13 protein-coding genes and 1 pseudogene are annotated in these 12,992 nt (G+C 72.0%); 8 read left to right on the top strand and 6 right to left on the bottom strand.

The genetic code is table 11. The annotated features are described in order from the left end of the window. Positions 1-95 precede the first annotated feature (95 nt). The 5 genes from pheS (at position 96) to ACZ67Q_RS21395 (ending at position 7,231) form a co-directional block, all read left to right on the top strand. On the top strand, positions 96-1,217 hold the full coding sequence (gene pheS / locus ACZ67Q_RS21375; RefSeq protein ID WP_363264936.1) for a phenylalanine--tRNA ligase subunit alpha: 1,122 nt from the start codon (positions 96-98) through the stop codon (positions 1,215-1,217). Continuing rightward, complete coding sequence (pheT, locus tag ACZ67Q_RS21380; protein WP_471184371.1) at positions 1,217-3,739, top strand: phenylalanine--tRNA ligase subunit beta; 2,523 nt, start codon at positions 1,217-1,219, stop codon at positions 3,737-3,739. Before pheS ends, pheT begins: the two co-directional genes overlap by 1 nt. Before the next feature lie 243 nt (positions 3,740-3,982). Continuing rightward, positions 3,983-5,065 carry a PP2C family protein-serine/threonine phosphatase gene (locus ACZ67Q_RS21385; RefSeq protein WP_471184374.1) on the top strand — a complete coding sequence of 361 codons (1,083 nt, stop codon included), beginning with the start codon at positions 3,983-3,985 and terminating at the stop codon, positions 5,063-5,065. A 221-nt stretch (positions 5,066-5,286) separates the two neighbouring features. After that, entirely contained in the window at positions 5,287-6,627 is a 1,341-nt protein-coding gene (locus ACZ67Q_RS21390; RefSeq protein ID WP_471184376.1) for a transcriptional regulator, read from the top strand. A gap of 73 nt (positions 6,628-6,700) precedes the next feature. Further along, positions 6,701-7,231, top strand: a complete 531-nt coding sequence (locus tag ACZ67Q_RS21395) for an NUDIX hydrolase (RefSeq protein WP_471184379.1) — start codon at positions 6,701-6,703, stop codon at positions 7,229-7,231. Positions 7,232-7,269: 38 nt separating this feature from the next. Here ACZ67Q_RS21395 and ACZ67Q_RS21400 read toward each other — a convergent pair whose 3' ends face one another. Together ACZ67Q_RS21400 and ACZ67Q_RS21405 are read right to left on the bottom strand one after the other, a co-directional pair. Then, a complete protein-coding gene (locus tag ACZ67Q_RS21400; RefSeq protein WP_471184381.1) occupies positions 7,270-7,527 on the bottom strand; it encodes a hypothetical protein in 258 nt (85 codons plus the stop codon). Between the two features lie 194 nt (positions 7,528-7,721). Continuing rightward, positions 7,722-8,597: a 3-hydroxybutyryl-CoA dehydrogenase gene (locus ACZ67Q_RS21405; RefSeq protein ID WP_471184384.1), complete on the bottom strand. Its 876-nt coding sequence runs from the start codon at positions 8,595-8,597 to the stop codon at positions 7,722-7,724. A 169-nt stretch (positions 8,598-8,766) separates the two neighbouring features. Between ACZ67Q_RS21405 and ACZ67Q_RS21410 the strand changes: the two genes are divergently transcribed. After that, a complete protein-coding gene (locus ACZ67Q_RS21410) occupies positions 8,767-9,984 on the top strand; it encodes a glycoside hydrolase family 10-like protein (protein WP_471184386.1) in 1,218 nt (405 codons plus the stop codon). A gap of 18 nt (positions 9,985-10,002) precedes the next feature. On the opposite strand, the gene ACZ67Q_RS21415 is transcribed toward ACZ67Q_RS21410, so the two are convergent. Further along, positions 10,003-10,218: a DUF1918 domain-containing protein gene (locus ACZ67Q_RS21415; protein WP_471184388.1), complete on the bottom strand. Its 216-nt coding sequence runs from the start codon at positions 10,216-10,218 to the stop codon at positions 10,003-10,005. Between the two features lie 210 nt (positions 10,219-10,428). Between ACZ67Q_RS21415 and ACZ67Q_RS21420 the strand changes: the two genes are divergently transcribed. Then, positions 10,429-10,866: a GNAT family N-acetyltransferase gene (locus tag ACZ67Q_RS21420; protein WP_471184391.1), complete on the top strand. Its 438-nt coding sequence runs from the start codon at positions 10,429-10,431 to the stop codon at positions 10,864-10,866. Between the two features lie 155 nt (positions 10,867-11,021). Here the strand turns inward: ACZ67Q_RS21420 and ACZ67Q_RS21425 are convergent, their stop codons facing one another. Next, positions 11,022-11,492: a DUF6314 family protein gene (locus ACZ67Q_RS21425; RefSeq protein ID WP_471184844.1), complete on the bottom strand. Its 471-nt coding sequence runs from the start codon at positions 11,490-11,492 to the stop codon at positions 11,022-11,024. A gap of 87 nt (positions 11,493-11,579) precedes the next feature. Between ACZ67Q_RS21425 and ACZ67Q_RS21430 the strand changes: the two are divergent. Further along, positions 11,580-12,044, top strand: a pseudogene (locus ACZ67Q_RS21430) (alpha-L-arabinofuranosidase C-terminal domain-containing protein); the annotation flags it as partial. Between the two features lie 18 nt (positions 12,045-12,062). Here ACZ67Q_RS21430 and ACZ67Q_RS21435 read toward each other — a convergent pair. Both ACZ67Q_RS21435 and ACZ67Q_RS21440 read right to left on the bottom strand, forming a co-directional pair. Continuing rightward, positions 12,063-12,509, bottom strand: coding sequence for a carboxymuconolactone decarboxylase family protein (locus ACZ67Q_RS21435; protein ID WP_471184394.1), 447 nt, complete (start codon positions 12,507-12,509; stop codon positions 12,063-12,065). A gap of 68 nt (positions 12,510-12,577) precedes the next feature. Continuing rightward, complete coding sequence (locus tag ACZ67Q_RS21440; protein WP_471184396.1) at positions 12,578-12,832, bottom strand: hypothetical protein; 255 nt, start codon at positions 12,830-12,832, stop codon at positions 12,578-12,580. Positions 12,833-12,992: the final 160 nt, after the last annotated feature.

Raw genomic sequence — 12,992 nt, forward strand, 5'->3', positions numbered from 1 at the left:
GTTAGACTCGGCCTTTGGCACCTTTGCGTCCTCACGTGGCCCACACGAGTCGGTGACGGGGACCTTCAGCCAGCCAACCGGAAGCACGGGAAGAGATGTCGGCACCGAATAAGTCGTACGACCCTGTCGAGGTCGAGGCGTTGAAACCGGAAGAGATCGAGCGCATGCGGGACGAGGCGCTCGCCGCCTTCGCCGCCGCGGACTCCCTCGACGCGCTCCAGGAGGCCAAGGTCGCGCACACCGGCGGCACCTCCCCGCTGGCTCTCGCCAACCGGGAGATCGGGGCGCTGCCCCCGCACGCCAAGGCGGCCGCCGGCAAGCTGGTCGGCCAGGCCCGGGGCGCCGTGAACAAGGCCCTCGCCGCCCGCCAGGTCGAGCTGGAGGCCGAGCGGGACGCGCGCGTACTGGTCGAGGAGGACGTGGACGTCACGCTGCCGTACGACCGCGTGCCGGCCGGTGCCCGCCACCCGCTCACCACGCTCTCGGAGCGCATCGAGGACATCTTCGTGGCCATGGGCTACGAGGTCGCCGAGGGCCCGCAGGCCGAGGCCGAGTGGTTCAACTTCGACGCGCTCAACATCGGCCCGGACCACCCGGCCCGCGGCGAGCACGACACGTTCTTCGTGGCCGGCCCCGAGGGCGGCACCGAGTCCGGCGTGGTGCTGCGCACGCACACCTCGCCCGTGCAGATCCGCTCCCTGCTCGAGCGTGATCTGCCGGTCTACGTGATCTGCCCCGGTGTGGTCTACCGCACCGACGAGCTGGACGCCACGCACACCCCGGTGTTCCGCCAGGTCGAGCTGCTCGCCGTGGACGAGGGCCTGACCATGGCCGACCTCAAGGGCACCCTGGACCACATGGTCCAGTCGCTGTTCGGCGAGGGCATGAAGACGCGGCTGCGGCCGAACTTCTTCCCCTTCACCGAGCCGTCCGCCGAGATGGACATGGTCTGTTACGTCTGCCGTGGCGAGTCCGTCGGCAACCCGGACCGCCCCTGCCGCACCTGCTCCTCCGAGGGCTGGATCGAGCTGGGCGGCTGCGGCATGGTCAACCCGCGGGTGCTGACCGCCTGCGGCGTCGACCCGGAGAAGTACAGCGGCTTCGCCTTCGGGTTCGGCATCGAGCGGATGCTGATGTTCCGCCACAACGTCGAAGACATGCGAGACATGGTCGAGGGTGACGTCCGGTTCACCCGGCCCTTCGGGATGGAGATCTGATGCGGGTCCCGCTTTCTTGGCTGCGGGAGTACGTCGACCTGCCGGCGACGGAAACCGGCCGTGACGTCCAGGAGAAGCTCGTCTCGGCCGGTCTGGAGGTCGAGACCGTCGAGCGGCTCGGCGCCGACCTCAAGGGCCCCCTGGTCGTCGGCCAGGTGCTGACCATCGAGGAGCTGACCGAGTTCAAGAAGCCGATCCGCTTCTGCACCGTCGACGTCGGCCAGGCCAACGGCACCGGCGAGCCGCAGGAGATCATCTGCGGCGCCCGCAACTTCCAGGCCGGCGACAAGGTCGTCGTCGCCCTCCCCGGCGCGGTGCTGCCCGGTGACTTCCAGATCGCCGAGCGCAAGACCTACGGCCGGATCTCCCGCGGCATGATCTGCTCCAGCGACGAGCTGAACATGGGCGACGACGGCACCAAGGGCATCATCGTGCTGCCGCCGGAGACCGAGATCGGCAAGGACGCCGTCGAGCTGCTGGAGCTGGTCGACGAGGTCCTCGACATCGCCGTCACCGCCAACCGTGGCGATTGCCTCTCCATCCGTGGTGTCGCCCGTGAGACCGCCATCGCCTACGGCCTGCCGCTGCGCGACCCGGCCCTGCTCGACGTGCCCGCCCCGAACGCCTTCGGCTACCCGGTGCAGGTCACCGACCCCATCGGCTGCGACCGCTTCACCGCGCGCACCGTCACCGGTCTGACGCCGGAGGCCCGCTCCCCGATCTGGCTGCAGCGCCGCCTGCAGAAGGTCGGCATGCGCCCGATCTCGCTCGCCGTCGACGTCACGAACTACGTGATGATGGAGCTGGGCCAGCCGCTGCACGCCTACGACCGCAACCTGGTCCAGGGCACCATCGGCGTGCGCCGCGCGGAGGCGGGCGAGAAGCTCGTCACCCTCGACGGCGTGACCCGCACCCTCGACGCCGAGGACCTCGTCATCATCGACGAGCGTGGTCCCATCGGCCTCGCCGGTGTGATGGGCGGTGCCAACACCGAGATCGCCGACCACGACGCCACCGAGGACGGGGCGAACGCGACGACCGACGTCGTGATCGAGGCCGCCCACTTCGACGCGGTCTCCATCGCGCGTACGGCACGCCGCCACAAGCTGTCCTCCGAGGCCTCCCGCCGCTTCGAGCGCGGCGTCGACCCGGCGGCCGCCGCCGCTGCCGCACAGCGCACGGTCGACCTGCTGGTGATCCTCGCGGGCGGTACCGCCGAGGCGGGTGTCACCGAGGTCGTCGCGCCCTCGGCGCCGCGCACGATCGCGGTCCCGGCCGACCACCCGGACAAGGTCGCGGGCGTCACCTACGGCCGCGAGACCGTCGTGCGCCGCCTCCAGGAGATCGGCTGCGACGTCTACGGGCAGGACGAGCTGATCGTCACCGTCCCGTCCTGGCGGCCCGACCTCACCGACCCGAACGACCTGGCCGAAGAGGTCATCCGCCTGGAGGGCTACGAGAACCTGCCCTCCACGCTGCCCAAGCCGCCGTCCGGGCGTGGCCTCACCCACCGCCAGCGTCTGCACCGCCGGGTCGGCCGCGCGCTGGCCGGGGCCGGCTACGTCGAGGCGCCGAACTACCCGTTCGTCTCGGAGCAGGTCTTCGACCAGCTCGGCCTGGAGGCCGACGACCCGGCCCGCCGTGTCGTCAAGCTCACCAACCCGCTCAACGACGAGGAGCCCGCCCTCCGCACGTCGCTGCTGCCGGGCCTGCTGAGCGCCCTGCGCCGCAACGACGGCCGGGGCTCGCACGACCTCGCGCTCTTCGAGACCGGCCTGGTCTTCCACCCGCGCGCGGAGCAGAAGACCGCCGCCGCGCTGCCGGTGGACCGGCGCCCCACCGAAGCGGAGATCGCCGAACTCGACGCCGCGCTGCCCGAGCAGCCGCGCCACGTCGCCGCCGTCCTCGCGGGCGCCCGCGAGCAGGCCGGCTGGTGGGGCGCGGGCCGCCCGGCCGGCTGGGCCGACGCGGTCGAGGCCGCACGGGCCGTCGCCCGTGAGGCCGGTGCCGAACTGATCGTCCGCAAGGGCGCGTACGGCCCCTGGCACCCCGGGCGCTGCGCCGAGCTCGCCGTCGTGGCCGACGGCGAGGAGCAGGTCATCGGTCACGCGGGTGAGCTGCACCCGCGCGTGCTGAAGACCCTCGGCCTGCCCGAGCGCACCTGCGCGATGGAGTTGAACCTCGACGCGCTGGAGCAGGTCGGCGACGACACCCCGCAGGCGCCGCGGATCTCCACCTTCCCGGTCGCCACGCAGGACGTCGCCCTCGTCGTCGACAAGCCGGTCCCGGCCGCCGAGGTCGAGGCCGCGCTGCGCGAGGGCGCGGGCGAACTCCTCGAGTACATCCGGCTGTTCGACGTGTACGAGAACGCGGAGCAGCTGGGTGACGGGAAGAAGTCGCTGGCGTATGCGCTCCGCTTCAGGGCGGGGGATCGGACGCTGACCGTCGATGAGGCGTCGGCGGCCCGGGACGCTGCGGTGGCGCTGGCCGCTGAGCGTACGGGGGCCGTGCTGCGCGGCTAGTCGCCGTGCGGGACTGTGTGGTTCGCCGGGCGCGGGTTGTGCCTGGCTGAGGGCGACCACGCGGCGGTAGCCGCGGATCGGCACAGTCCCGCACCCCTTCGGGGCGCGCCGTGGTCGGCCTCACTCATCTGGGTGAGGTATCCGGCGGACCCAGCCCTTCCGGACCATGCGGCGACAGAATCGGACCGGCCTTTCGGGGTCGGTCCGTCTGCGCTGTCAGGGCCTGATTGGGGGGCCAACGACATGTTCCGCATCAGGGTGCCGCTGCGCCGGGCCGCCGCGCTCGGGCTGCCCACGGCCTGGGGCGCCGTGGCGGTCACCTACAAGCTGGCCTGTCCGCTGGCCCAGCAGGACGGGTTCGGCGCGCGGATCGCCACCAGCGCCGTCTTCTTCGCCGTCGGCACGGGGATCGTCGCCCACGTCCGCGGCACACTGCTCAAGGAACTGCGGCAGATACGCCGTATCGCGCGCGCCGCCCAGCGCGTGCTGGTCCGGCCGCTGCCGCCCCGCATCGACGGCCTGCACGTCGCCGCGGCGCAGCTCGCCGCCGAGCGCGGGGCCTGTGTCGGTGGCGATCTGTACGAGGTCGTCGCCACCGAGCACGGCGTCCGTGCCGTCATCGGCGACGTGCGCGGCCACGGGCTCGCGGCGCTCGGCACGGTCGCCGCGGTCCTCGGCAGCTTCCGCGAGGCCGCGCACGACGAGCCCGACCTGGGCGGTGTCCTGCGCCGCCTGGACCGGGCGCTGGCCCGGCACCTGCGCGAGCGCGCCCGCGCCGAGCATCCCTCGGCAGGTCGGACGGCCCCGGACACCCCGGTCGCCGAGGAGTTCGTCACCGTCCTGCTCCTGGAGATCGCCCGCGACGGCCAGGTCCACGCCCTGAACTGCGGCCACCCCTGGCCGTACCGCCTCAGCGGCCCCTACGTCGAACCGCTGGCCCGTTCCGATCCACTGCCACCGCTGGGCCCGTTCCCGCTCCCGGCCGATCTGTCCGCGCTGTCCTGCGGTCCTCTGCGACCCCGCGAGATGCTCGTCCTCTTCACGGACGGCGCGGAGGACGCCCGCGACCGCCGGGGGCGCTTCTTCCCGTTACGGGCAGCTCTGGCCGGAGCGGTCAGGGCATCGCCGATCACCCCGGAGCGAGTCCTCAAGACTCTCCTCACGGCGCTCCTGCGCCACGCAGCGGGCACGCCGATGGACGACATCGCGCTGTTGATCCTGAGAAACGAACGGCTGCAGCAGCCGACCCCCAGGGGCGCGGGGAACTGCGCGACCCGCCACCACGCACCCGCACCCGACGAACCACCGGTGGCCCAGCGCCGCTGAATCGCACCGCCGATCCGCCTGAGGCAGCCGCCGGCCGGGCCACCGCTGAATCGAGGGGGAGCCGGCGGCCCGGCCGGTCCTCTTGCGAGGGGGTCAATTCAAGCCCGCCGGACACGCGCAGCGACACCGCGTGCACACCACGGATTCGCGCACTCCGTTCACACCCCGTGCGAAGCGGGACGCACTACTCTGTCGGGCACCGAGCCACCGGGGGGCCACCCATGCAGCCCAACACACTGCTCGACGCGATCCTCGACGAGGCGGGCATCTCGCACGCCGGTCTGGCCGCGCACGTCAACCAGGCCGGCCGGGCCCGCGGACTCGCCCTGCGCTACGAACACACCGCCGTGGCCCGCTGGTTGAAGGGGCAGCGGCCGCGCGGCCAGGTGCCGGACCTGATCTGCGAGGTGCTCGCCGGCCGTCTGCGGCGTCCCGTCACCCTCGACGACATCGGACTCGGCGTCCCGGGCGACCCCCACACCCCGCAGGGCACCTCCCTGTCCGGCTTCGTTGAGCGGGCCACCGCCCTGTGGCGGTCCGACGAGCAGCAACGCCCGCACCTGCTGGGCGCCCCCGCGGTCACCGGCACGCCTGCCGTGATGCCCGTGTGGGAGTGGGAGAACCCGCCGGAGGACGTCGACGTCTCGCGCGGTGGCCGGCACCGGGTGACCCCGGCCGACATCGAGATGCTGCGCGCCGCCCGCGCGCACTACGAGCAGATGTACCGCAAGACCGGTGGCGTCGCGACCCGCTCGCGGATCGTCGGGTTCCTCAACGCCGAGGCCGCGCCGCTGCTGCGCGGCGGGTACACCGACGCCACGGGCCGCCAACTGCACCGGGCCACCGGCGGGTTGGTGGCCGTCGCGGGCATCTGCGCCTACGACTCCGACGCGCACGGCCTGGCCCAGCGCTACTTCCACCAGGCGTTGCGGCTCGCCAAGGCCAGCGGCGACCGGGGGCTCGGCGCGTACGTGATAGCGCTGCTGGTCAACCAGTCGCTGTTCATGCGGGAGTTCCGGCAGGCCGTCGCCTTCGCCGAGGCCGCGCTGCGGACCGCCGACCGGCACATCACCCCGGCGCTCACCTCCGATCTCTACGCGATGCAGGCGAAGGCGTACGCGCACCTCGGGGACGGCAGCAGCGCGCTGTCCTGCATCCGGCGGGCCGAGCAGGCCGCCGAACGCATCCGGCGCGGTCACGAGCCCGACGAGACCGGCTATGTCCAGCCGGGCCTGGTCAATGTGCAGGTGGCGGAGGCGCTGCTGAGCCTCGGCGAGCTGCGGGCGGCCGCGGAACACGCGGCGGCGGCCGTGGACACCCCTGCCCACGACCGTGGCCGGGTGCACCGGCTGGCCATGCTCAGCACGATCGAGCTGCGTCAGGGCAACGCCGACAAGGCGGTGGCGACGGCCGTTCAGATGGCCGAGCGGGCCCGCGGGATGGAGTCCCAGCGGCTGCGCGACCGGCTCAGAGCGGTGCGCGAGCACCTGGTGAGCAGCGGCTGTGCGGGCACGGCAGAGGCGGCCGAACTGATCGACGGGGCCCTGCGCGTGCCGCTGTGAACCGCGGCGCGCGGTAGGCGGGACTCATCCCTGCTGCGATATTGCCACTTACCCGTCGGAAGGTGGCAGAACCGTGCAGTGGACGAAACAGACCGAACAGACTGTGTACTCGAATCGCTGGTTCAGCGTCAATCTTGCGGACGTCGTGCTGCCGGACGGCCGGCATCTCGACCACTTCCTGATACGGCTGCGGCCGGTCGCCGTCGCGACGGTCGTCAACGAGGCCAACGAGGTGCTGCTGCTCTGGCGCCACCGTTTCATCACCGACAGCTGGGGCTATGAGCTGGCCGCCGGCGTCGTCGAGGACGGCGAGGACATCGCCGCCGCGGCCGCCCGCGAACTTCAGGAGGAGACCGGCTGGCGGCCGGGGCCCCTGCACCACCTGATGAGCGTGGAGCCGTCCAACGGCCTCACCGACGCCCGGCACCACATCTACTGGTCCGAGACAGGCGAGTACGTCGGGCATCCCGTGGACGACTTCGAGTCGGACCGCCGGGAATGGGTCCCCCTCAAACTCGTCCCCGATCTGATCGCCCGTGGGGAGGTCCCGGCCGCCAACATGGCGGCCGCGTTACTCCTGCTGCACCACCTCAGGCTCGCCTGAGCCCGGACTGCGCCACCTCGGCCCGCCAGGACCGGTGGCTAGCGGGCCAGCACCTGCCAGACCGCCACGATCAACGCGCCCAGGGCGGTGACGGCGGCCACCGAGGGCAGCGGCCAGCGGGCGTGTTCCAGGCTGGCGAGACGGCTGTTCAGCTCGTCCAGCTCCTTGGCGGTCTCCTCGGTGCGATGACTGAGCAGGGCCAGCCCGCCCTCGACGCGGGCGTACGCCACGTCGAGCCGGCGTCGTAACTCTGCGAGTTCCCCTGGGGCGACGGGATGGCCGGAGTCGGCGCTCACGTGTCCACTCCTTTCCGTGGTCGAAGGGAGGCGTCGTGCGTCCCTTGCATGCGCATGAAGAGTGAACTCGCCTGGTCGGCGCCTGGGGAGAGTGTGCGACGGGCATATGCGTGCCCGGCGCGCACACGGTGTGTGAAACGGGCGGGCCCGGCACCTCGTGGGTGCCGGGCCCGCCCGGGGGTCGCGCTGCGTAATCAGCCGTAGGTGTAGAACCCGGAGCCGGTCTTGCGGCCGAGCCGGCCCGCCTCGACCATGCGCTGGAGCAGCGGGGGAGCGGCGTACAGCGGCTCCTTGTACTCGGCGTACATCGAGTTCGCGATCGACACGACGGTGTCCAGGCCGATGAGGTCCGCGAGCTTCAGCGGGCCCATGGGGTGGGCGCAGCCCATCTCCATGCCGTTGTCGATGTCCTCGCGCCCGGCGATGCCCGACTCGAACATGCGGATCGCGGAGAGCAGGTAGGGCACCAGCAGCGCGTTGACGATGAAGCCGGAGCGGTCCTGGGCGCGGATGGTGTGCTTGCCGAGCACCTTCTCGGCGAAGATCTGCGCGCGGCTCAGCGTGCCCTCGGACGTGGTCAGCGCCGGGACCAGCTCGACCAGGTTCTGCACCGGGGCCGGGTTGAAGAAGTGGATGCCGACGACGTGGTCGGGGCGCGCGGTGGCGACCGCGAGCTTCACCAGCGGGATCGAGGACGTGTTCGACGCCAGGATCGCGTCCGGGCGGGTCACCACCTGGTCGAGCACCTGGAAGATCTCGGTCTTCACCTGCTCGTTCTCCACGACCGCCTCGATCGTGAGGTCACGGTCGGCGAACTCGCCGAGGTCGGTGGTGAAGCTCAGCCGCGCCTGCGTCGCGTCGCGCTCCTCGTCGGTGATCTTGCCGCGCTCGGCGGCCTTGGCCAGGGAGTTGAACAGCCGGGTACGGCCGATCTCCAGGGCCTCGCCGTTGGTCTCGGCGACCTTCACGTCCAGACCGGCGCGTGCGCACACCTCGGCGATGCCGGCGCCCATCTGGCCGCAGCCCACGATTCCGACGCGCGCAATATCTCCCGTTGGGAAGCCCGTCACATCGATCCCTTCGCTGATCCACGGCACTGGCAGGACCTCCGGGTCGGACGGCCTGCTCCGATCGTGCACGTTACCGCGAAGTATCGATGATCGATCGACGGGGTGCGGCATCCTGAACTTCCGGTGACGGTCCGTGATCGGACGGATCCAGAACGTAGGAGGTTCCGCGATGGGACGACTGACGAGGCGGGCGTTCGCTGCGGCCGCGCTGTCGACGCTGGCGCTCGGCGCCGCACCGGCGCGGGGCCGCACCCGGGCCACCGCCGAGATGCGGGGCATGTGGCTGGCCACCGTGGAGAACCGCGACTGGCCCTCGCAGCCCGGGCTGAGCGCGGCGCGGCAGCGCTCCGAGCTGCTGGCCCACCTGGACGCGGCGGTCGAACGGCGTTTGAACACGGTGATCTTCCAGGTCCGGCCGACGGCCGACGCGCTGTGGCCCTCACCGTACGAACCGTGGTCGCAGTACCTCACCGGGATCCAGGGGAAGGACCCCGGCTGGGACCCGCTCGGCACGGCCGTCACCGAGGCACACGCCCGGGGCCTGCAACTGCACGCCTGGTTCAACCCGTTCCGCATCGCCAACCACACCGATCCGAGCCGGCTCGTGGCCGGGCATCCGGCCCGCAGGCATCCCGACTGGGTCGTGGCCTACGGCGGCAGGCTCTACTACAACCCCGGCCTGCCGGAGGTGCGGACCTTCGTGGAGGACGCGATGCTCGACGCGGTCCGCCGCTACCCGCTCGACGCGGTCCACTTCGACGACTACTTCTACCCGTACCCGGTGGCCGGGGAGACCTTCGACGACGACGAGGCCTACGACGTGTACGGCGGCGGCTTCCCGAGCCGCGCCGCCTGGCGCCGGCACAACATCGACACCCTGATCCGCGAGACGGGCGCCCGCACCCGGCAGGTCCGCCCCGCCACGCAGTTCGGGGTCAGCCCGTTCGGGGTGTGGCGCAACGCGTCCAGCGACCCGGCGGGCTCGGACACCCAGGGCGGTGTGCAGTCGTACGACGATCTGTTCGCGGACACCAGGAGGTGGGTGCGGGAGAACTGGATCGACTACATCGTGCCGCAGCTGTACTGGAACATCGGCCTGGCCGCCGCCGACTACGCCACGCTCGTGCCGTGGTGGGCCGGCGTCGCCAAGGGGACGGCGACGAAGCTGTACGCGGGGGAGGCGCTGTACAAGGTGGGGGACCCCGCCCAGCCCGCCGCCTGGCAGGACCCGGCGGAGCTCTCCCGCCATCTCACGCTCGCGAAGAAGTATCCGCAGGTGCGCGGGCACGTCTTCTTCGCCGCGAAGGAGGTCGCCGCGGACCCGCTCGGCGCGATGACGCGGGTGGTCGCCGACCACTACGGGCAGCCGGCGAGTCCCCCGCGCTGACCTGCGGCATCCGCGCCGCTACGGCATCTTGGGCATCTCGGGCATGCTGGTCGCCCGGTGGCGGATCTCGGTGTCCGGGCCGGGCGAGCACACGCCCTCGTGGCCGTCGTCGAAGCGGACGCGGTAGGGCGGGTTGCCCTCCGGGCCCAGCACCTCGACGATCTCGCCGACCTTGTCGTGTTGACCGACCACCCTGCCGTGCTGGACAAGCTGGTCACCCACGGTTGCGTGCATCGTGTGGGGCCTCCTCACCATGTGCGGGCGCGGCAGCACCGACCACACCAGTGTGGGCAGCGCCCGGGCCGACTGCAACCGGCCCGCCGGGCCCGCCGGAACTCCGTGGTGACCGGCCCTCGGCGTCCGCCGGGACCCCGCCGTGACCGGGCCCTGGCGTCCGCCGAAACTCCGTGGTGGGGTTCCCGGCCGCTCTGCCAGGATCCGGTCATGACCGACACCCCGCCGCTCGCCGACGGCTATGAGATCTCCACCGACCCCGCCCGCCTCGACGTCGCCCGCGTCCACCGCTGGCTGTCCACCGACGCCTACTGGGCGCTCGGCCGCGGGCGCGAGAAGCAGGAGAGCGCCATCGCCGGCTCGCTCAACTTCGGCGTCTACGGCGCCGCGTCGGGCGAACAGGTCGCGTACGCCCGCGTGGTCACCGACCGGTCCACCTTCGCCTGGCTGTGCGACGTGTACGTCGACCGCTCGGTGCGCGGCAAGGGCATCGGTACGGCGCTGGTGGCCGCCGTGCGCGAGCACCTGCGGCCGCACGGGCTGAAGCGGATCCTGCTCGCCACGCACGACGCGCACGGGGTCTACGAGAAGGCCGGTTTCCGGCCGCTGGACCGGCCGGACCAGTGGATGGCGCTCGGCTTCGAGTGACCCCCGGGCCGGCCCCCGCGTGTGTGACCCCGGGCCCCGCGTGCGCGATTCCGGGTCCCCCTCGAGCGCGATCCCGGGGCCCCCGCGCGTGTGATCCCGGGGCGCCCCCTCGCGAGTGTGGCCCCGGCGAACGGCCGCCGCGGGTGCGAGCCCGGTCAGTCCCCGCGGACGTGAGCCCCGGGCAAGGCCCCGCGGGTGTAGTCCGTCGTCAGCACCAGATCCTTGGCCGGGCCCCGCACCCGCCACACCGTCCGCCAGTGGTCGGCGTCGCGGACGGTGAACTCCCCCCGGTACAGGTCGGCCGCGCACGGGTGGTCGGCGATGTGCCGGCCGCCGGTGAGGTCCAGGTCGTGGAAGGGGCGGCCGTCGGCGAAGCACACGTCGGCCGTGCCGGGCGCCTGGCCCGGCAGGAAGCGCAGTGTGCGCTCGGCGGGGCGGGCGACGCCCTGCCAGACGAACGTGCCGGTCTCGGCGTGCAGCAGGCCGCCGCCGTCCAGCGGTTCGAAGGCCGTCGTGCCGGTGAACCGGCCCTCGTCGCCGCTCGCCAGGTCGCGCACCGACCGTTCGACCCGCCAGTCTCCTGCCAGGTAGGCCAGGACGTCCGGAACCGGCCAGAACTCACCCATCACGCCGTTCTGCGTGGTTGCTGCACGAGCCATTGACGCGTACGCGCCCCCTCCCTGTCTTGCCGTTCGAAGTGCTGACCATTGTTCTGGAACAACACCCAGTCCGCCGTCGAGCAGGCCTACGACGGCGGCAAGAGCGCGCTGCTGACCAAGGCCGGGTCGATCGAGACCGGCCGCGCCTACGGCATCGACATCAAGGTGCGCGGCCGCCAGGTCGCTCTCTTCCTGGACGGGCAGCAGTGGGGCGGCTTCACCGACGACAAGCCGGCCGAGCCGTTCCGCCAGGTCGTGACGCGGGACGCGGCCACCGGTGACGTGATCGTCAAGGTGGTCAACGCCCAGGACACGGCCGCACGCACCGCGCTCGACCTGGGCGGCGCGAAGGTCGCCACCCGGGCGAGGGCCGTGACGCCGGCGGCCGCGCCGGACGCGGTGAACAGCGAGACGAACACGCCGGTCACCCCGGTGACGTCGACGGTGACCGGGGTCGCCGCGACGTTCACGTACACCTTCCCGGCGAACTCGGTCACCTTCCTGAGGATCAGGCAGAGGCAGCCGGGGCCCTGGCCGTCACGCCGAGGCGGCAGGGGATTCCTGCGGGGGCTGCTGTCCGACGGGCAGCAGCCCCCGCTCCGCGAACACCTTCTTCGCGACGAACGTGGCGTTAAGGGCCCGGGGGAAGCCGCAGTACCCGGCGGAGTGCAGCATCGCCTCGACGATCTGCTCGGGCGTGAGGCCCACGTTGAGGGCCGCGTTGACGTGCACCTCCAGCTGCGGCTCGCAGCCGCCGAGGGCGGTCAGCATGCCGAGGGTCACCAGCTGGCGGTCACGGGGGGCGAGCTGGGGCCGGGCGTAGATCTCCCCGAACCCCCAGGCGACGATCTGGTGCCCCAGCTCGGGACTGATGTCGCCGAGCGAGTCGATGACCCGCTGCCCGGCCTCGCCGTCGACCTTCCGAAGAACCTCCAGGCCATGGGCGAAACGCTCGTCACGGGTGGTGCTGCGCTGATCGGTCATGACGAGAACCGTAGAAGTTAGAGCACACTCCAGGACAAGCCCCGCCGCATTCCGGTCCGGCCGGCTGATCAACGCTCGCGGTACCAGTCCAGGAGCATCAGGACGACGACGAGGGCGGCCACCGCTGCCACGATCACGGCGGCGGTCACGAGGCCGACGAGAGCGAACAGGCCTCCTACGGGGAGCAGGCCCACTCCGAGGAAGAAGAGCCAGCCCAGGCGGGCCGACTCCTCCTTGCGGCCTATGCGGCGGCAGAAGACCCCCGCGGCGATGACCCACAGGGGCACGAGGACCGGCGACAACCACAACACGGCCAGAATCATGGAGGTGCCTGCTCCTCGGCGGTCGGGACGGTCCTGCTGGGGAGAATAGTGGTCCCCTCCGGGCCTCCCTCCGGGTCCCCCACACGTCGCTGCGTCCCGCCGTCCGCATAGTGATTCATGGCGTTGCATAAACGTGCAGGGCTGCGTATAGTCATGCCAT

The organism is Streptomyces sp. NPDC036813, from assembly GCF_055609245.1.